This window comes from Citrobacter sp. wls714 (assembly GCF_005281025.1).
Taxonomy (GTDB): Bacteria; Pseudomonadota; Gammaproteobacteria; order Enterobacterales; family Enterobacteriaceae; genus Citrobacter; species Citrobacter werkmanii.
The window spans coordinates 33,285-51,222 of the sequence record NZ_SZWZ01000065.1; the positions used below are offsets into that span (position 1 = coordinate 33,285).

The following is a 17,938-nucleotide window of genomic DNA, read 5'->3' on the forward strand; positions in this document are numbered from 1 at the left end:
GAGGGCTGATGCTACAGGTAAATGAACTGAATCAATATTATGGCGGCAGCCATATTCTGCGTGGCGTGAGCTTTGAGGCGCGTATCGGCGAGGTGACGTGTCTGCTGGGGCGTAACGGCATGGGAAAAACAACGCTACTAAAATGCCTGATGGGACTTATTCCTGCCCGCAGTGGAAGCGTGCTCTGGCAGGAAAAAAATGTCACGCACTGGAAGCCACATCAACGGGTCAGAGCCGGTGTGGCGTACGTACCGCAGGGCCGCGATATTTTTCCGCGTCTGACAGTGGAAGAGAACTTGCTGCTGGGCCTTTCCCGCTTTTCAGCACAGGACGCCCGGCGCGTGCCGGATGATATTTACGCGCTATTTCCAGTGCTACAGGAGATGAAGTATCGACGGGGCGGAGATTTGTCCGGTGGACAGCAGCAGCAACTGGCTATTGGACGGGCGCTGGCCAGTCGCCCGCAGTTGTTGATCCTTGATGAGCCGACCGAGGGGATCCAGCCGTCAGTAATTAAAGAGATTGGTCAGGTTATTTCTCACCTGGCGCATCGGGGTGATATGGCCATTTTGCTGGTGGAACAGTTCTATGATTTTGCGCAGCAGCTGGCTGACAAATACCTGCTTATGTCGCGCGGCAGTATTATTCAAAGCGGTTCCGGTGAGAATATGGAATCCGAGGGAGTACGAGGGCTGGTGGCCATTTGAGATACGCGACAGAACCACTCTGGCTCTGTCGCGATGACAATCAGCAGACCGCCGTCTGATCCCAGGGTTTAGCGCGCATACCCTTTATCATTAACGCCCAGGCAAGGACAATCGCCACTATCAGCGCCACAAACAGCGACCACGGCGGTAATGTGGTCAAAATGACGCCGCTGACCAATGGGTTTACCGCGGCACCAAGCCAGCCCAGCGACTGGGCGGAAAAATAGCTGGCTTTCATGCCGGCCGGGGCGATGTTATCGATCAGCATGTATTCGCCCGGGGCGTAAATGACTTCACCGATCGTGAAAAGGGCCGCAGAAATACCCCAGAACCATAAGCTATTGCCGGAAAACATGAAACCAACCAGGCCGAGCACAAAGAAGATTGTGCCTACTGTCATCAACGGTCGAATGTTAGCGGCAGTGATCCTGCGTCCGAGGGCATATTGCAGCGATACCACAATGGCGGCATTGACGGGCAGAACGACCGCTACCACTTTTTCGGCAAAATCACCGTTGGCGACCACCATCACGTATTGTGAAATACAGGAGGCAAATGCGCCTCCAACAAATGACGCCAGAAATGCCGACAACGTAAACCAACATAGTGCTCTGTCGCGCAGGAGCACCGAGGGTGACCAAACCGCGGCGTTTGAACCTTCTGATACTACCGTTGAACGTTTTACCCACGTCTGGATAAACACCAGTGGTAAAGCCGAGCAGGCGGCCGCCAGCCAGAACGGTAAGTTAATACTTTGCATCACCAGCAGGGTGCCCAGCGGGGGGCCAACGGTCCAGCCGATGTTCAGCACGGTATAGTTAAGCGAGAAAATTTTCGTTTTGTTGGTGGCAGAGAGATTATCGGCAAACCAGGCCTTCAGCACCGTTGCGAAGACGGAGTAGGCGCAGTTGATCAGGGCGAAGAGCAGCACCACCACCACGACGTTATGCACCAGTGGGATCGCAATAAAACCAGAGGCAAAGCCGCAGATAGCCAGCAGCATGTAGCGTTTTTTATCGAACTTGTCGGCCAGAATACCAAAGCCAAGGCTGAAAACGACGCCAATAGTCAGGGCGACCGTCATCGCATAACCGATCAGATCGACGCTCAGGTTATACTGCCGACTGAGGTAAATCGTCATGAATGGCAGCGTAGCGCCGCGCCCAATGGTTAATAACAAGGATGATGCAAGTAACGCGAGAGTGGACCGTCTCAGAGAGATATTCATTTTCCTGCCCGACAATGCATGTTGTTATGTTTTTTTTAGATATCAGAAACAAATAGCATGGTAAAAGTGTGATGTACACTCAATAAGTTGTCGGAAAATGCCCTCAATAGCCTACCTGAATTAATGATCTGTTCCGGTACAATGATTTCCGTTACCTTAACTTGTTTACAAAAATTTAATATTTGCAAGGGCGGTGGTATGTCACGTAAAGACGGGTTGTTAGCGTTGCTGGTCGTTGTCGTTTGGGGCCTGAACTTTGTCGTCATTAAAGTTGGCCTGCACAATATGCCGCCATTGATGCTGGCAGGATTGCGATTTTTACTGGTGGCATTTCCGGCGATATTCTTTATTGCCCGCCCGAAAATCCCGCTTTCGCTGTTACTCGGTTATGGCCTGACCATCAGTTTTGGGCAGTTCGCGTTTCTCTTTAGCGCCATCAAATTCGGTATGCCTGCCGGGTTAGCTTCGCTGGTATTACAAGCTCAGGCGTTTTTCACCATCATTCTGGGGGCATTCGCTTTTGGCGAGCGTTTGCAGGGGAAACAGCTGGTAGGGATTGCGCTGGCCGTGTTTGGCGTACTGGTGTTGATTGAAGCTAGTCTGAACGGGCAGCATGTCGGCATGCTCGGTTTTATGCTGACGCTGGCGGCGGCGCTAAGCTGGGCCTGCGGCAATATCTTTAACAAAAAAATAATGCAGCACACGTCGCGTCCGGCTGTGATGTCCCTGGTCGTGTGGAGCGCTTTAATTCCCATTATCCCGTTCTTTTTGGCATCCGCACTGCTGGATGGTCCGACACAAATTGTGCAGAGCCTGGTGGCGATAGATATGATCACCATTTTGTCACTGGTTTATCTGGCGTTTGTGGCGACCATTGTGGGTTACGGAATCTGGGGTTCATTACTTGGGCGTTATGAAACCTGGCGGGTAGCGCCGCTGTCGCTGTTAGTGCCCGTTGTCGGTCTGGCAAGTGCAGCTGTGTTGCTGGATGAAACGCTGACGGGTTTGCAACTGCTGGGTGCGCTGCTGATTATGGCTGGGCTGTATATTAATGTATTTGGCTTTCGTTTGCGCAAGATAGCGCAGGTGAGAGGGTAATAAAAAGCCCCGCCGTGGCGGGGCAAAAACGAATTACAGGTTGCGCGTATTGTAATAAGGCACCCCCAATTCGTCGGACTTATCGCTGCCGGCACCCATATGATTAAAATCGAACGGGGACTGATCGTGCGCAGGGGGCATAATCATTGCGTCACGACTGTTCTGGGTGGCGGGTTGCGCAGTCTGTTCCGCCATGCTCTGGCCCGAAACAACCAACAGCAGGGCCAGCATCGCATAAGACAGAATTTTCATCATTTCCTCGGTTACGTCGTTAACTGGCGATTAGCAATTACACTGATTGAGCGGAAGCAAATAGCGTGATTCGCCGTGCATATTGGTCATACGGTATTTATGCGGCGGAACATCAAAATAGTTTTTGAACGTTCTGGTCAGCGTTTGCTGAGATTCAAAGCCGTAACGCTCCGCCAGATAAAGAATCGGCTCGTTACTTTCTTTTAATTTTTGCGCTATTTCAGTCATTTTACGGCTGCGGATGTATTGACCCAGTGAATGACCGGTTTCTTTTTTAAACATCCGTTGCAGGTGCCATTTGGAGTAACCTGAACGCTCAGACACTTTTTCCAGCGAGAGCGGTGATTCAAGGTTATTTTCGATCCAGTCCAAAATGCTATGAATAGTGATTGTGTCAGTATTGCGTCTGGACATCGTCATACCTCTTTTCTGTTTACGGCAGGATTCTCTTAAGCAAATGCTCAAGCGTGGCTACTTCATCCGCCGTTAAGTTTTTTGTTAGTTCCTGGTGCAGGTCTTGCCCGACTAATTGGTGACACTGCTCGCAAATTGCTGCGCCATGCTCGGTGAGTTTCACCAGCACGCCACGCTTATCATGTGGATTCGGAAGCCTTTCTATCCAGCCTTTACAGGCCAGTCTGTCCAGCATCCGCGTCAGGGCGCCAAGATCGACAGACAGCACTTTTTTCAATTCGACAGGGGTAATGCACACCGCACAACGGATGGAGCAGAGCACTTTGAACTGTGATGCTGTGATATCCAGCGGTGACAGGTAGTCGTTTAGCAAACGATCTTTTTTCTGATTAACCATATAGATCAAACGACCCAGTGGGATGATTTCGTTAAACAGATCACTGGTGCTTTTCACAATGGTTGCCCTGGCAAGTAGTTAGTCACGGCTGATATTATTGCTTAGGCAAATATAAGTCAAATGAATGGGTCGGCAAATGCCACGTTTTGCTAAATCAGCAGGCTCATCAACTGACGTATATAATTTTAACGGTCTGATAATTATGGGTTATAGGCGCGGGCGAAAAATGAATCCTTACACCGTGAAAATGGCTTATCACTCGGCTTTCACCTTATACTTGCCGTTGACGATTAACGCACAGGAAAGATGACATTATGATGGACTTGTTTAAAGCAATAGGGCTGGGGCTGGTAGTCCTGTTACCGTTGGCAAACCCGTTAACCACCGTGGCGTTGTTTCTTGGCCTTGCCGGTAATATGAACAGCGCAGAGCGTAACCGTCAGTCCCTGATGGCGTCTGTGTATGTGTTTGCCATCATGATGGTGGCGTACTATGCCGGGCAGCTGGTGATGAATACCTTCGGGATTTCGATCCCCGGATTACGTATTGCGGGTGGGTTAATCGTTGCGTTTATCGGTTTTCGGATGTTGTTTCCACAACAGAAGGCGCATGAGTCTCCAGAGGCGAAAAGTAAGTCAGAGGAGCTGGAAGACGAACCGACTGCCAATATTGCATTTGTACCGCTGGCAATGCCAAGTACCGCCGGTCCGGGTACGATAGCCATGATCATCAGCTCGGCGTCAACCGTCCGTCATGGCTCCGAATTTCCTGATTGGGTAATTATGGTTGCGCCGCCGATAATTTTTGCGGTTGTCGGCGTTATCCTGTGGGGTTGTTTACGCAGTTCCGGTGGGATTATGCGTTTGGTAGGCAAAGGCGGTATAGAAGCTATTTCGCGCCTGATGGGCTTCCTGCTGGTGTGTATGGGCGTGCAGTTTATTATTAACGGCGTGCTGGAAATTATTAAAACTTACGCTTAAATAAACGGGCCCGGTATTGTCTTATACCAGGCCCGTTTTTTATGAATGCTGTGGCTGCTCTTCGAGCGATATCGGCCATTTGCGAAAGATTATCACCGACCATACCAACGCAACAACGGCAGGTACTGCGCCTGTATAACCAATCGTTGACATCGACCAGTGTAAACTCACCTGATTACCCACCAGCGCGCCAGCGCCAATGCCGATATTAAAGATACCGGAGAACAGTGCCATTGCGACATCGGTGGCATCCGGGGCCAGCGCCAGCACTTTTACCTGCATGCCAAGACCGATCAACATAATAGCAATGCCCCAGAAAATACTGAGGATGGCGAGGTGCATTTCGCTGTCAGCGGCTGGCAATAGGAGCACCAGGCATACCGTCAGCAGGGCAATGGCGCTACTGATGAGTATGGAAGCATGTAGATTACCCAGTTTGCCAAATATCACACTACCAATAATACCCGCGCCGCCCAGAATCAGTAGCAGCACGGTAGCAAAGTTGGCGCTCAGTCCGGCGACGGTCTGTACAAACGGTTCAATGTAGCTATAAGCCGTGTAGTGGGCGGTGACCACAATCACCGTCAGCACATACAGGCTCATCAACGCCGGACGGTGGAATAACACCGGCAAACTTTTAAGTGAACCGGAGTGTTCGCTGGGCAATTTAGGCAGTAACTTAATCAGGCAAAGCAGGGTGACTAACGCCCCCATGCCGATAGCAAAGAATGTGGTGCGCCAGCCAAAATACTGACCGACGATACGCCCGATAGGCAGACCCAGCACCATTGCCAGTGCGGTGCCGGTAGCAATCAGGCTAAGCGCCTGCGCACGTTTTCCTGCCGGGGCCAGGCGAATTGCCAGCGATGCGGTAATGGACCAGAAAATAGCGTGTGCAAAGGCGATACCAATACGGCTAATCACCAGCACGGTGAAATTCCATGCCAGGAAAGAGAGCACATGGCTGGCAATAAACACCACAAACAGACAGATCAGGAGCTTGCGTCGTTCCATCTGGCTGGTAAGCAGCATGAAGGGAAGCGACATTAAGGCAACAACCCAGGCGTAGATTGTCAGCATGATCCCGACCTGCGCGGTCTGCATATTAAAACTTTGCGCGATGTCGGACAGCAAACCGACAGGGACAAACTCTGTGGTATTGAAAATAAAACCGGCAATGGCAAGCGTAACTACACGTAGCCACGCCACCTTGCGGGAAACAGTGTCTGTTGTCATATCGATAAATCGGGTTAACTGCGAAAAGGAGAGGCATCGATCTTAAAACGTTTTCTGGCGAAAATACAATCATTTTGTGATTGAGATCACGTTGTTTGGCTGGGGAAGACGGTTGCCTATGAGAGGAGTGCGTAACCCCGGCCAGTACGATGACTGACCGGGAAAACCGCAAGCGCGCTGGATTAGTGCTGTTGTGCTTCTTTCATACACAGTGCTTCATGTTCACTGTCGATAATTGGTTCAACTTTACCCATCAAAAACAGATAGTTCAGAATCCCTACCACGACTAATGCGGCTGAAAAAACCAGCGCCCAGGTAAATGAACCCGTGGCGGCAACGATCGCCCCTGTAATTATCGGCCCTACAGCGCCGCCCATGTTGGAAACGGTATTCTGCAATCCAGCCACGATCGAGACGCTGTTTTTAGGCGCAACGTCTCCTGGGAGCGCCCATACCTGTGATGCGGCGACCGTGGTACCAGATTTTGCGACGCACAGTAAAAAGACGGTCATATACACCGAGTCGGTAAAGGGGGCAAAACCAATGCATAACGCCATCAACAAACCAATGGTCAGAAAGAGTTTACGCGTAGCCGTCAGTGACAAAATTCGCTTATGCACCATACGGTCAGATGCCCAGCCGGCGATGACCTCGATCACCATTCCGCAGAGTAACGGCAATGCGGCAACCATTCCCATTTTAATGAAATCCATACCTTTGTCTTTTACCAGATAAGTAGGCAACCAGGTAATAAAGAAATAGGAAGTATAGTTGATGGTAAAGAAACCAATACACATCGCCCAGATATTGCGATAACGCAGCAATTTATACCAGCGCATAGGCAGCACAGATTTATCACCGTGCTTTTGTTTTTGACCTTCACGAATATGCTTAACTTCGCTGGTGCTGATTTTTTTGTGGTCTTCTGGATTTTCCGTATAAATAAAATACCAGGCAATAACCCAGATAATCCCGACGCTACCAATGATGAGAAACGTCATTCGCCAGTCAAACTGGTAAATCATCCAGACGATCAGCGGCATTGCCACCGCGCCGCCGAATTTAGAGGCGCTGTCAAAGAGTCCGGAAACGGTCGCTCTCTCACTGTCAGGGAACCAGCGAGCCGCGATGCCTGCGTTGCTTGGGTATGCCGCGGCTTCACCGACACCGAGGGCAAGCCGCAAGGCGAGGAGTGATTTAAATCCGGTGGCTAATCCCATCATAGACGTGGCGATTGACCACCATGCAACGGCAAAACCCAATCCTTTTTTCTGCCCGAAGCGGTCGGCAAACCAGCCTGCGGGTATTTGTAAGAGCGAGTATGACCAGAAGAAAGCTGCCATTATAAAACCCATCATTTCAGGGTCGAGTTTTAGTTCGTCGATGAGATGCGGGGCAGCCGCAGATAATACCGTTCGGTCAATATAATTAATTGCAATAGCAAGCCACATTAATCCCGCAATCCACCAGCGGATTCGGGATTTCTCTGCAAAATTATTCATATATCAGGCCCATGGTAGATGTTCATTTTTATTATTGTGGGAAGGCTACAGTATTCTCCACAATGTTATAATTCATTCATGATATTTTTCGGTTTATGCTGATGTATGACAGACTCAATAATATTATGAACACATTGCTCGCCAATATTGCTGATGGCGCCCTCGGTGTATCCTGCAATGTGTGCGGTGGGAATGAAGTTATCGAGGGAAAACAAGGGATGCGAATCGCATGGCTCATGTAAAAAGACATCGGCGGCAGCTCCTTTAATCACCCCTTCGGTCAACGCCTGCAGCAGATCCTCCTCATTCACTACGCCGCCCCGCGACACGTTGATGAGATAACTGCTGGGCTTCATTTTATTAATACGCGCGAAATCAAAGAGATCTTTGGTTTCAGGGGTAAGAGGCGTATGCAGGGTTATGAAATCGCTTTGTTCCGTTAATTCGTCGAGCGAGACGTACTCAACCCGATTCTCTTTGGCAAACTGCGCGTCCTGCCAGGCGTCATACGCCAATACGCGCATATTGAATCCCCGGGCGCGTAGCGCAACCTGTTTACCTATGTTACCTAATCCAATAATACCTATGGTTTTGCCATACACATCGGAGGCGAAGATGCGTGGCCAGTGACCGGCCCGGGTTTGTTCAATAGCCTGTGGGAGCTGGCGCGCGCAGTTGAGGATCAAGGAAAAGGCAAAATCGGCAACGGCATGTTTATTGGCATCAGGCACATTGGTGACATAAATGCCTTTTTCGCGCGTCGCATTGAGATCGATATTATCAACGCCTACGCCGTGTTTGCAGACGATCTTCAGATTTGGGGCCGCAGCCAGCAATTTCGCATTGACATCGGTAAAGGCGACAATCATCGCCACCGTTTCTTTGAGATGGGGTTCAAGCGCTTCCAACCCTGCATCCGCTGGCAACATTATTAATTCCAGGCCGACTTCTTTTAGCTGCGCGATCGGTTGTTGATCGTATTTGGCAAATGAAGGTGATGTACAGATGACGTTCATAACACAATCCTGTTGGTTAAGCGGCGTTACCGCCGCCGTATAAGGGTTTATCGCAGATAGTTATTGATAATTTGCTGGATCTGGATTTCCTGCTGCTCATCAAACGTGACAGCGTAACGGCTGGCGCCGACATCATGTCCCATGATTTGTAATGCTTTTTTAACTGCGGCAGGCGAGAAGGCCACCTTGTAAAGATCGGTGCGCAGACCCGTAACGCTCTCCTGAGCCTGGTGCGATCCGGCGACATCGCCCGCGTTAAACCGTGACCAGATAGCGTTGATTTCATCAGGCGCGACGTTTGCCAGCCCGGAGATACAAGCGGAACAGCCGTCGACAAAACCCTGGTGAATCAGCGAGTCGGGGCCATTCAGTACATCGAATCCGTCGATATCTTTGACGGCATCCAGGAATCCGCTCAGGCTCTCATAGCTGCCCGCGCTGTCTTTGATTCCAATGATGTTGGGGTGCGCCGCGAGCGTTCTTGCCGTTGCGGGCTCAATGGTATTGCCCGTACGCGCCGGAATGTTGTAAAGAAAAACGGGAACTGTTAACGCGTCGGCGATCGCTGTATAGTGGGCAATCAACTCATGTTGTTTCAGCGGGACAAAATACGGAGTAATGACCGATACGGCATCGACACCCAGTTTTTCTACCTGCTTACCCAGACGGATAGTATCGCGGGTTGATATTTCGCCAATATGCGCCACAACATGCGCGTGACCGGCAACTTCTTCCACGCAGGTCCGGGTAACGGCGATTTTTTCCTCCTCGTTAAGCACAAAAAACTCGCCGTTGGTGCCGCCGCAGAAAATACCGTTTCCGGCACGAAGCTGGCGGTTGACCTGGTTTTTAAGCTCACTGAGATTCAGACCGCCTTCGTGGTCAAATGGGGTCACTATGGCGGTCAGTACGCCACGAATTTTGCTGCTCATTGTTCACTCCTTTGTGATCAGATCGGGAAACAGAGTTTGGTAAATGGCCTGAACATCATCATGGCTCACCTGGCAGGGAGCGTTATTCATCAGGCGTTTCACGTTTAGCGCGGCATCGGCCAGCGCGGGAATGTCTGCGTACGGGACGCCGAGCGTTGCCAGGTTATCGGGAAGGTTGAGACGTTTCACGAGGGCAGAAAACCAGGCCACCAGCGCATGTGATTTTTCTTCAGCATTCAGGGTAAGATCGGCATCCGGTACCAGATCCCAGACCTGGGCGAACTTGTCGACGGCATAAGGGCGAACCACCCGCATGCAGGGCGCCAACAAAATCGCATTGGCAACGCCGTGAGGTAGATGATACCGCCCCCCCAGCGGGTATGAGAGTGCGTGGACTAGGTGAGTCCCGGCATGATTAATCGCCACGCCGCCATAATACGACGCCCATAGCATTTCCAGTTTCGCCAGCAAATTGTTCGGTTCATTGACCGACGTTTCGATATTCTTCAGTAATTTCTGTAAACCGATGAGCGCAGCGTTGTCACTGACCGGATTGGCAATAGTCGCTGTAAAGCACTCAATCAGATGGCATAGCGCGTCAATGCCGGTTGATGAGGCAATGTGCGCAGGCATACTGGTAGTGAGTTCCGGTAGCAGGGCGACATAATCCGGCAACAGCACCGGGGAGATGATGCCTGTCTTGGTGTTTTGTTCCGGGATTGCCAGTATTGCGTTTGGGGTGGCTTCTGAACCTGTCCCGGCGGTGGCAGGGATAAGTACGCAGGCCACACGTTGTTGCGGTTTCTCGCCAGCCAGCATGGCCTCCAGCGAGGGAGAGTCTGGATGACACAGGACAGAGAGCAGCTTGGCCACGTCCAGTACGCTACCGCCCCCAATACCGATCACCATCTCCACATTGAGGTCAGCGACCCGTTTGATGAGTGCGCTGACGTCATGATGTCCCGGTTCGGCCGGTACGTTGTCAATCAGCGTCACCTGGCGGCCATCATTAGCCAGCAGGGTGCGGATCTGCGCCACCGCATCCAGTCGGACAATATTGCCATCAGTCACCAGTAGCAGCTGGCGTTTCCCACTCAGTAATGGCTCCAGCGCGGGGATGGCATGTGAGCCGCTGATTACGGTGCTATTAATTGTTGCCACAACATTCTCCTGTTTGAGTGATTGAATTCGCTCACTGTGATTCAGGAACGATTTCATCATGGGCTAAATTTATAATTTATCGCGGAACCGAATAACTTGAGCTTGCTCACATTTAATCAAATGTGATTGAATATAATCATAAGCAACACACACCGACCCGGAGCATGGATGAGTAAACATGTAGCAAACCCGCAAATCCTGGTTATCGCCGACGACTTTACCGGCGGAAACGATGCGGGGGTCAGCCTGGCGCTGACGGGAATGACGGTCAATGTCGCCTTTACGTTGCCCTGTGCCGAAGAGACCGACGTACTGATCGTGAATAGTGATAGCCGTGCGCTGGATGCGCCGCAGGCAGCGGCCCGCGTGAATGCTTTAGCGCTCGCCTGTCATGCCGATTCGCGGGCACTGTGGCTAAAGAAAATGGATTCCACTTTACGCGGTAATCCTGGGGCCGAAGTGGATGCGCTCATGCAGGTGACGGGTAAAAATCTGGCCATTGTTGCGCCAGCGTATCCCCAGGCTGGCCGGACGACTGAACAGGGGCTCTGTCTCGTCCACGGCGTTCCGGTCACTGAAACCGAATTTGCCAGCGACCCGAAAACGCCGGTCGCCAGCGCTGATATCTGTGCGGTACTTCAGGCACAAACCTCCATCAAATGTCGGACGATGTCATTGAGTGACGGTTTACAACGCCTGCAAGAACCAAGTGTTGATATGTCGCAGATTTGGGTGGTTGATGCGCAGAGTAATGCGGATCTTGATGCCATTGTCGGTGAAGTGATGAAGCGAAATGATTCGCCGCTGTTGGTGGGCTCGGCCGGAATTTGTGACGCACTGGCTCGCCGAGTCCAGACGGTCTCTGCCCAGCGTTTACTGGCGATTGTGGGCTCAATGAGTGAAATTGCTCAACGTCAGATTGCGGCCGTGAGCCGGGATCAGCAGGTGGAGACGGTATTCATCGACATCGAGGATATGTTCAAGGGGACTATGGACGCGCACGTCGCCCGCATTATTGGCGTTCTGGCATCCGGTAAACACTGCATTGTTCACACCTGTCCTGATAAAGAAGCGCGGCACCATATTCCACATCTGTGCGCGTGCTGGCAGGTGAGTCGCGCTCAGTTGGGCGAAAAAATCTGCCAATTCCTTGGGCAACTTACCCGACAGGTTTTAGATGATGCTTCACCCGCCGCGCTGTATCTCTCCGGCGGCGATGTTGCTATGGCGGTTGCTGAAGCGCTGGAGGCAACGGGATTTCGTATTACCGACCGTGTGGCTCAGTGCGTACCGTACGGTCATTTTGCCGGCGGCCGCTGGCAACGCCCGGTTATGACAAAAGCAGGTGGTTTTGGTGACGAGACGACCCTGCGTCAGGTTTTGCATGCTATTGAGGAGAAAATGAGTGAATAACGTTATTGCGGTAACCATGGGCGACCCGGCAGGTATCGGACCGGAGATTATTATTAAATCACTGACAGAGGATCCGCTCTCAGGCGCACCGGTTGTGGTGGTCGGCTGCGCGCAGACCTTGCGGCGGATTCAGGCATTAAACATTACGCCAGCAGCGGAACTGCGGGTCATTGATTATGTGGCGCAGGCGCAATTTTCGGCGGGGATTATCAATGTGATCGATGAACCCCTTGCCGACCCGGACGCCCTTGAACCCGGCGTGGTGCAGGCACAGGCAGGCGATCTGGCCTATCGCTGTATTAAGCGTGCCACCGCGCTGGCGCTGAATGGCGAAGTGAAAGCGATAGCCACCGCGCCGCTAAATAAAGAAGCGTTGCATCTGGCGGGTCACCCTTATCCTGGCCATACCGAACTGCTGGCGCAACTGACTAACAGTAAAGATTACGCGATGGTGCTGTATACCGATCAGCTCAAAGTCATTCATGTCACTACCCATATTGCGCTACGGAAATTTCTCGATACGCTCAGCGAGGCGCGGGTGAAAACCGTTATTCAGGTAGCACATGATTTTCTGCGCCGTGTCGGGTATGAAAGCCCGCGCATTGCGGTGGCAGGGGTGAATCCACATGCCGGAGAACATGGCCTTTTTGGCGATGAAGAAATCAAAATAGTTGGACCTGCGATCCAGGCCATGCAGGCACAGGGGCTGAATGTCACAGGGCCGTGCCCACCGGATACGGTATTTATGCAGTGCCATGAGGGGATGTACGACATGGTGGTGGCGATGTATCACGACCAGGGCCATATTCCGCTAAAATTGCTTGGATTCTATGATGGGGTGAATATCACCGCCGGGTTACCGTTTATTCGCACCTCTGCGGACCACGGCACGGCGTTTGATATTGCCTGGACAGGTAAAGCCAAGTCTGAGAGCATGGCGGTATCCATCCAGTTGGCTATGCAAATCACGCGGGATTAAAATGAAGGGATATAATCGGTTAGAACAGATTATGGATTATCTGAAAGGGCATAATCTGGCGACGGTAGAACAGCTTGTTGCCGTGACGGACGCCTCGCCGGCGACCATCCGTCGCGACCTGATTAAGCTCGATCAGGAAGGCGTGATCAGCCGTACCCATGGCGGGGTGACGCTTAACCGGTTTATCCCATCGCAGCCTACCACGCATGAGAAAATGCAGCGCAACCTGCAAGAGAAACAAGCGATCGCCAGCGCGGCGGCAGGCCTGGTGAAGGCCGGGGATGCGATTGTTCTGGATGCGGGGACGACAATGATTGAACTGGCTCGTCAGCTCACTCATCTGCCGCTGCGGGTCATCACCAGCGATCTGCACATCGCGCTTTTTTTCTCCGAATTTAAACAAATTGAAGTGACGATCATTGGAGGGCGGATTGATGACTCCAGCCAGTCCTGTATCGGTGAGCACGGGCGTAAACTGTTGCAAAACGTCTGGCCGGATATCGCGTTTTTGAGCTGTAACGGTTGGGATCTGGCGCGCGGCATCACCGCGCCGACGGAAGAAAAGGCCGGAGTAAAACGTGACCTGATTGCCAACGCCAGTCGTCGGGTACTGCTGGCAGACAGCTCAAAATATGGCGCGTGGTCTTTGTTTAACGTTACCCATCTGAATGCGCTGACGGATATTGTGACCGATGCCCGGCTCAATGAGGACGTGCGTGTACAACTGGAACAGTTACCCTGCCAACTGACTATTGCCAGTTAATCCGTATCCTGCGACAACTGAGGATCCAGCACTTCGATAAAGGCTTCCAGCTGCCTTGTCATCGCACCTCTTCGCCAGACCAGCCACGTATTCAGCCAGCGCCAGTTTTCGCTCAACGGCCAGGCGTTGACCTGATGGTGTCCGGGCATACTTTCCAGCATCGAACGTGGAATTAGCGCGATACCCGCACCGGCAATAACGCAGGCCAGCATCCCATGGTATGACTCCATTTCATGAATGGTACCCGGCATGGCGCGATCGGCATGAAACCAGCTTTCAAAATGTCGGCGGTAGGAACAGTTGGCGCGAAACGCGTAAATACTGCAGCCGTTGACGTCGCTGGCCCGCTGGATGGGAGGGTGACCGTGCGGGGTGACAATCATCATCTCTTCACGATAGACCGGAATACCCTCAAGTCCGGGGTGGGCAACGGGACCATCGACAAAAGCGGCGTTCAACGTGCCGTCCAGCACGCCGTCCAGCATGGTGCCTGATGGACCGGTCGCCAGGGCAAACTGAATTTTTGGATAACATTGGTTATATTCAGCCAACGTAGCAGGGATCCGTACCGCGGCGGTGCTTTCCAGCGATCCGAGCGAAAACAAGCCCTGTGGTTCATCTCCGGCGACCACCATTCTCGCTTCCTCTACCAGCGCCAGGATCCGTTGACTGTAGCGCAAAAAGTTGTGCCCGGAGGGCGAAAGCCGCAGACGCTGGTTTTCACGAATAAACAGATCGACGCCAAGATCGGCCTCAAGTTGGCGAATACGGGTAGTGAGATTGGACGGCACGCGATGCACCTTCGCTGCGGCCTGTGTAATGCTGCCGGTCTCCGCGACGGCATTGAACATTTCCAGTTGCGTAAGATCCATAATATTCTCTAATCGTGAATGGTGTGGTTAATATTATTCATTTTTCAGGAAGAGTAAATATGCTCATGATATGACCATACCCTGCGATAAAAGAGAGGCACCCATGACTATCACAGCAGCAACACATGCTATTTCGGTTGATCCTACCAGCGGTGAAAGACTGACGGCGATGCCGTGGGCCAGCACCGAAGAGATTGCGCAGGCACTGAGTCTTGCCGCAAGTGCCTACAGTGAATGGAAACAGACTACCGTCGCGCACCGTGCGCATACGCTGCGTCAAATCGGCCTGGCCCTGCGTAATCGCGCGGAAGAGATGGCGCAGTGTATTTCACGTGAAATGGGCAAACCCATTAAACAGGCTCGTGGTGAAGTCGCCAAGTCAGCCGCGTTGTGCGACTGGTACGCTGAACATGGACCTGAGATGCTTAACCCGGAACCGACGCTGGTAGAAAATAACCAGGCGGTGATTGAGTATCGTCCTGTTGGAACTATTCTGGCGATCATGCCGTGGAATTTCCCGCTGTGGCAGGTACTGCGTGGCGCCATTCCGATTTTGCTGGCTGGTAATGGCTATTTGTTAAAGCATGCGCCTAACGTAACCGGCTGTGCTGCGATTATCGCGCAGGTTTTTGCTGATGCAGGCGTTCCTGCCGGTGTTTATGGTTGGGTAAATGCCGATAACGCCGGAGTCAGTCAGATGATCAACGATCCGCGTATCGCAGCGGTAACGGTAACGGGTAGCGTACGTGCCGGTGCGGCGATTGGTGCACAGGCGGGTGCGGCGCTGAAAAAATGCGTACTTGAACTGGGTGGTTCCGATCCGTTTATTGTCCTCAATGATGCCGATCTCGATCTGGCAGTTAAAGCGGCAGTCGCCGGACGTTATCAGAATACCGGGCAGGTTTGTGCGGCAGCGAAGCGCTTTATTATCGAAGAAGGAATTGCAGAAGAATTTACTGCGCGTTTTGTGGCGGCCGCGAGCGCGCTCAAAATGGGCGATCCGTTAAACGAAGAAAACGACCTCGGACCGATGGCGCGATTTGATCTGCGTGATGAACTTCATCAGCAGGTTGAAGCGTCCCTGGCCGAAGGGGCGAAGTTACTCCTCGGCGGTGAAAAAATAGCAGGTCAGGGCAATTACTATGCCGTGACGGTACTGGGCGGCGTAACGCCAGAAATGACGGCTTTCCGTCAGGAGCTGTTTGGTCCGGTTGCGGCGATCACCGTTGCCAGGAATGCGGAACATGCTCTGGCACTGGCGAATGACAGTGATTTTGGTTTATCCGCCACGGTGTTCACTGCGGATGACGCGCTGGCCCAGAAGATGGCCTCTCGTTTGGAGTGTGGAGGCGTCTTCATCAATGGCTACAGCGCCAGCGACGCCCGTGTAGCGTTTGGCGGCGTGAAGAAAAGTGGCTTTGGTCGCGAGCTTTCGCATTTTGGCCTGCATGAGTTTTGTAATGTGCAGACCGTCTGGAAAAACCGCCTCTGAAGGTGAGGGTGCCTCCGTCGGGGGCACCTGCCTTATTTCTGCAAATTTTCTGTCATTGACTCTTCGTACACTGATACCTAATGGTCTAACGCAGCGTATTCAGCTCTGTTATACTCGCAGGCCTTTCATACCTGCGAGCAAGGAGCATGTTGTGGCCAGGGCCATGGACAATTCAATTTTAGAGACCATTGTGCAGCAGGTTCGTCCGCTGATTGGTCAGGGTAAAGTCGCTGATTATATTCCTGCGTTAGCCTCTGTCGACGGTTCCAAACTGGGTATCGCCATATGCACCGTCGATGGGCAGCACTATCAGGCGGGGGATGCGCAAGAACGCTTTTCTATTCAGTCGATTTCGAAGGTGTTAAGCCTGGTTGTGGCGATGCGTCACTATCAGGAAGAGGAGATTTGGCAACGCGTCGGCAAAGATCCATCCGGTCATCCTTTTAATTCCCTGGTGCAGTTGGAAATGGAGCAGGGTATCCCGCGTAATCCCTTTATTAACGCCGGGGCGCTGGTGGTTTGCGACATGCTGCAAGGGCGTCTGAGCGCCCCACGTCAACGGATGCTGGAAGTGGTCCGGGCATTAAGCGGCGTCCCGGATATCGCCTACGATGCGAGGGTGGCGCGATCTGAGTTTGAACATTCCGCACGTAACGCCGCTATCGCCTGGTTGATGAAATCGTTCGGCAATTTTAACCATGACGTGACCACTGTTTTGCAAAACTATTTTCACTACTGCGCATTGAAAATGAGCTGTGTGGAACTGGCGCGAACCTTCGTATTTCTGGCGAATCAGGGCCATGCCTTCCATCTTGAGGAGCCCGTGGTTACGCCGATGCAGGCCCGACAAATCAACGCGCTGATGGCGACCAGCGGTATGTATCAGAACGCGGGTGAATTTGCCTGGCGGGTTGGCCTGCCGGCAAAATCTGGGGTGGGTGGCGGTATCGTGGCCATCGTTCCACACGAGATGGCGATTGCTGTCTGGAGCCCGGAACTGGATCCAGCGGGAAATTCGCTGGCGGGTATCGCCGCGCTGGAGCAACTAACGCAACAAATGGGGCGCTCGGTTTACTGATGAATACGCTCGACCCTCTTTTTGCCCGGCTGGCGAAATCGACGTTTCGCTCGCGGTTTCGCCTCGGCCAGAAAGAAAGGCAGTATTGTCTGGATAAAGGCGCGCCGGTTATTGAACAACATGCAGCCGATTTTATTGCCAAACGACTGGCTCCCGCTTTTCCCGCTAATGATGGGAAGCAGACGCCAATGCGTGGTCACCCGGTATTCATCGCACAACACGCGACGGCGACCTGTTGTCGGGGGTGTCTGGCAAAATGGCACGATATTCCTCAGGGTGTGGCGCTTAACGAACAACAGCAACGTTACGTTGTCACGGTTATATATCACTGGTTAGTGATCCAAATGAATAAGCCATAGATAACATAATCCTATGATACAGCCTCTTGTGTTATGCAATTGTTAAAAGCATGCTAAGG

19 protein-coding genes are annotated in these 17,938 nt (G+C 52.3%); 9 read left to right on the top strand and 10 right to left on the bottom strand.

Going from position 1 to position 17,938, the window contains the following annotated elements:
• Positions 1–8: 8 nt before the first annotated feature.
• A complete protein-coding gene (gene urtE, locus FDX11_RS14355) occupies positions 9–707 on the top strand; it encodes an urea ABC transporter ATP-binding subunit UrtE (protein WP_079224247.1) in 699 nt (232 codons plus the stop codon).
• A 40-nt stretch (positions 708–747) separates the two neighbouring features.
• Here the strand turns inward: urtE and ydeE are convergent, their stop codons facing one another.
• A complete protein-coding gene (ydeE, locus tag FDX11_RS14360) occupies positions 748–1,935 on the bottom strand; it encodes an efflux MFS transporter YdeE (RefSeq protein WP_042308451.1) in 1,188 nt (395 codons plus the stop codon).
• A gap of 198 nt (positions 1,936–2,133) precedes the next feature.
• Between ydeE and eamA the strand changes: the two genes are divergently transcribed.
• Positions 2,134–3,033: an O-acetylserine/cysteine exporter gene (gene eamA, locus FDX11_RS14365; protein WP_042308449.1), complete on the top strand. Its 900-nt coding sequence runs from the start codon at positions 2,134–2,136 to the stop codon at positions 3,031–3,033.
• A 33-nt stretch (positions 3,034–3,066) separates the two neighbouring features.
• Here eamA and marB read toward each other — a convergent pair whose 3' ends face one another.
• The 3 genes from marB to marR are packed head-to-tail and all read right to left on the bottom strand — an operon-like array spanning position 3,067 to position 4,153.
• On the bottom strand, positions 3,067–3,285 hold the full coding sequence (marB, locus tag FDX11_RS14370) for a multiple antibiotic resistance protein MarB (RefSeq protein ID WP_042308447.1): 219 nt from the start codon (positions 3,283–3,285) through the stop codon (positions 3,067–3,069).
• 30 nt (positions 3,286–3,315) lie between these two features.
• Positions 3,316–3,699 carry an MDR efflux pump AcrAB transcriptional activator MarA gene (gene marA / locus FDX11_RS14375; RefSeq protein WP_003032424.1) on the bottom strand — a complete coding sequence of 128 codons (384 nt, stop codon included), beginning with the start codon at positions 3,697–3,699 and terminating at the stop codon, positions 3,316–3,318.
• Positions 3,700–3,718: 19 nt separating this feature from the next.
• Complete coding sequence (gene marR / locus FDX11_RS14380) at positions 3,719–4,153, bottom strand: multiple antibiotic resistance transcriptional regulator MarR (protein ID WP_042308445.1); 435 nt, start codon at positions 4,151–4,153, stop codon at positions 3,719–3,721.
• A gap of 257 nt (positions 4,154–4,410) precedes the next feature.
• On the opposite strand from marR, the gene FDX11_RS14385 reads away from it, so the two are divergent.
• Positions 4,411–5,076, top strand: coding sequence for a MarC family NAAT transporter (locus FDX11_RS14385; RefSeq protein WP_061381352.1), 666 nt, complete (start codon positions 4,411–4,413; stop codon positions 5,074–5,076).
• 39 nt (positions 5,077–5,115) lie between these two features.
• Here the strand turns inward: FDX11_RS14385 and FDX11_RS14390 are convergent, their stop codons facing one another.
• From FDX11_RS14390 to FDX11_RS14410, 5 genes are all read right to left on the bottom strand, one after another.
• Positions 5,116–6,312, bottom strand: a complete 1,197-nt coding sequence (locus FDX11_RS14390) for a sugar transporter (protein WP_042308442.1) — start codon at positions 6,310–6,312, stop codon at positions 5,116–5,118.
• A gap of 182 nt (positions 6,313–6,494) precedes the next feature.
• Complete coding sequence (locus FDX11_RS14395) at positions 6,495–7,814, bottom strand: MFS transporter (protein ID WP_042308440.1); 1,320 nt, start codon at positions 7,812–7,814, stop codon at positions 6,495–6,497.
• A 65-nt stretch (positions 7,815–7,879) separates the two neighbouring features.
• Positions 7,880–8,830 carry a phosphoglycerate dehydrogenase gene (locus tag FDX11_RS14400; protein ID WP_042308438.1) on the bottom strand — a complete coding sequence of 317 codons (951 nt, stop codon included), beginning with the start codon at positions 8,828–8,830 and terminating at the stop codon, positions 7,880–7,882.
• A gap of 47 nt (positions 8,831–8,877) precedes the next feature.
• Positions 8,878–9,762: a dihydrodipicolinate synthase family protein gene (locus tag FDX11_RS14405; RefSeq protein WP_042308437.1), complete on the bottom strand. Its 885-nt coding sequence runs from the start codon at positions 9,760–9,762 to the stop codon at positions 8,878–8,880.
• Between the two features lie 3 nt (positions 9,763–9,765).
• The gene (locus FDX11_RS14410; protein WP_042308435.1) at positions 9,766–10,923 is read right to left on the bottom strand and encodes an iron-containing alcohol dehydrogenase; all 1,158 of its coding nucleotides are present in this window, start codon (positions 10,921–10,923) and stop codon (positions 9,766–9,768) included.
• A 168-nt stretch (positions 10,924–11,091) separates the two neighbouring features.
• Between FDX11_RS14410 and FDX11_RS14415 the strand changes: the two genes are divergently transcribed.
• Genes FDX11_RS14415 through FDX11_RS14425 form a run of 3 tightly spaced genes read left to right on the top strand, consistent with a single transcriptional unit; the run spans position 11,092 to position 14,078 of the window.
• Positions 11,092–12,336, top strand: coding sequence for a four-carbon acid sugar kinase family protein (locus tag FDX11_RS14415; RefSeq protein ID WP_137398112.1), 1,245 nt, complete (start codon positions 11,092–11,094; stop codon positions 12,334–12,336).
• Positions 12,329–13,315, top strand: a complete 987-nt coding sequence (locus tag FDX11_RS14420; RefSeq protein ID WP_137398113.1) for a D-threonate 4-phosphate dehydrogenase — start codon at positions 12,329–12,331, stop codon at positions 13,313–13,315. The genes FDX11_RS14415 and FDX11_RS14420 overlap by 8 nt, the downstream gene beginning before the upstream one ends.
• 1 nt (position 13,316) lies before the next feature.
• The gene (locus tag FDX11_RS14425; RefSeq protein ID WP_042308428.1) at positions 13,317–14,078 is read left to right on the top strand and encodes a DeoR/GlpR family DNA-binding transcription regulator; all 762 of its coding nucleotides are present in this window, start codon (positions 13,317–13,319) and stop codon (positions 14,076–14,078) included.
• On the opposite strand, the gene FDX11_RS14430 is transcribed toward FDX11_RS14425, so the two are convergent.
• Entirely contained in the window at positions 14,075–14,950 is an 876-nt protein-coding gene (locus FDX11_RS14430; protein ID WP_137398114.1) for a LysR family transcriptional regulator, read from the bottom strand. The two genes, FDX11_RS14425 and FDX11_RS14430, sit on opposite strands and share 4 nt — an antisense overlap.
• A gap of 103 nt (positions 14,951–15,053) precedes the next feature.
• Here FDX11_RS14430 and sad point away from each other — a divergent pair, with 103 nt between their 5' ends.
• The 3 genes from sad to FDX11_RS14445 all read left to right on the top strand — a co-directional run bounded on the left by sad (position 15,054) and on the right by FDX11_RS14445 (position 17,879).
• The gene (sad, locus tag FDX11_RS14435) at positions 15,054–16,442 is read left to right on the top strand and encodes a succinate-semialdehyde dehydrogenase (RefSeq protein ID WP_137398115.1); all 1,389 of its coding nucleotides are present in this window, start codon (positions 15,054–15,056) and stop codon (positions 16,440–16,442) included.
• A gap of 151 nt (positions 16,443–16,593) precedes the next feature.
• A complete protein-coding gene (gene glsB / locus FDX11_RS14440; protein ID WP_042308422.1) occupies positions 16,594–17,520 on the top strand; it encodes a glutaminase B in 927 nt (308 codons plus the stop codon).
• Positions 17,520–17,879, top strand: a complete 360-nt coding sequence (locus FDX11_RS14445; protein WP_038640562.1) for a DUF4186 domain-containing protein — start codon at positions 17,520–17,522, stop codon at positions 17,877–17,879. The genes glsB and FDX11_RS14445 overlap by 1 nt, the downstream gene beginning before the upstream one ends.
• Positions 17,880–17,938 lie beyond the last annotated feature (59 nt).

What these genes read in the sequence shown, in the direction of transcription:
- urtE (WP_079224247.1), top strand. Translation starts at nt 9, where the DNA reads ATGCTACAGGTAAATGAACTGAATCAATATTATGGCGGCAGCCATATT.
- ydeE (WP_042308451.1), bottom strand. Translation starts at nt 1,935, where the DNA reads ATGAATATCTCTCTGAGACGGTCCACTCTCGCGTTACTTGCATCATCC.
- eamA (WP_042308449.1), top strand. Translation starts at nt 2,134, where the DNA reads ATGTCACGTAAAGACGGGTTGTTAGCGTTGCTGGTCGTTGTCGTTTGG.
- marB (WP_042308447.1), bottom strand. Translation starts at nt 3,285, where the DNA reads ATGAAAATTCTGTCTTATGCGATGCTGGCCCTGCTGTTGGTTGTTTCG.
- marA (WP_003032424.1), bottom strand. Translation starts at nt 3,699, where the DNA reads ATGTCCAGACGCAATACTGACACAATCACTATTCATAGCATTTTGGAC.
- FDX11_RS14385 (WP_061381352.1), top strand. Translation starts at nt 4,411, where the DNA reads ATGATGGACTTGTTTAAAGCAATAGGGCTGGGGCTGGTAGTCCTGTTA.
- FDX11_RS14390 (WP_042308442.1), bottom strand. Translation starts at nt 6,312, where the DNA reads ATGACAACAGACACTGTTTCCCGCAAGGTGGCGTGGCTACGTGTAGTT.
- FDX11_RS14395 (WP_042308440.1), bottom strand. Translation starts at nt 7,814, where the DNA reads ATGAATAATTTTGCAGAGAAATCCCGAATCCGCTGGTGGATTGCGGGA.
- FDX11_RS14400 (WP_042308438.1), bottom strand. Translation starts at nt 8,830, where the DNA reads ATGAACGTCATCTGTACATCACCTTCATTTGCCAAATACGATCAACAA.
- FDX11_RS14405 (WP_042308437.1), bottom strand. Translation starts at nt 9,762, where the DNA reads ATGAGCAGCAAAATTCGTGGCGTACTGACCGCCATAGTGACCCCATTT.
- FDX11_RS14415 (WP_137398112.1), top strand. Translation starts at nt 11,092, where the DNA reads ATGAGTAAACATGTAGCAAACCCGCAAATCCTGGTTATCGCCGACGAC.
- FDX11_RS14425 (WP_042308428.1), top strand. Translation starts at nt 13,317, where the DNA reads ATGAAGGGATATAATCGGTTAGAACAGATTATGGATTATCTGAAAGGG.
- FDX11_RS14430 (WP_137398114.1), bottom strand. Translation starts at nt 14,950, where the DNA reads ATGGATCTTACGCAACTGGAAATGTTCAATGCCGTCGCGGAGACCGGC.
- sad (WP_137398115.1), top strand. Translation starts at nt 15,054, where the DNA reads ATGACTATCACAGCAGCAACACATGCTATTTCGGTTGATCCTACCAGC.
- FDX11_RS14445 (WP_038640562.1), top strand. Translation starts at nt 17,520, where the DNA reads ATGAATACGCTCGACCCTCTTTTTGCCCGGCTGGCGAAATCGACGTTT.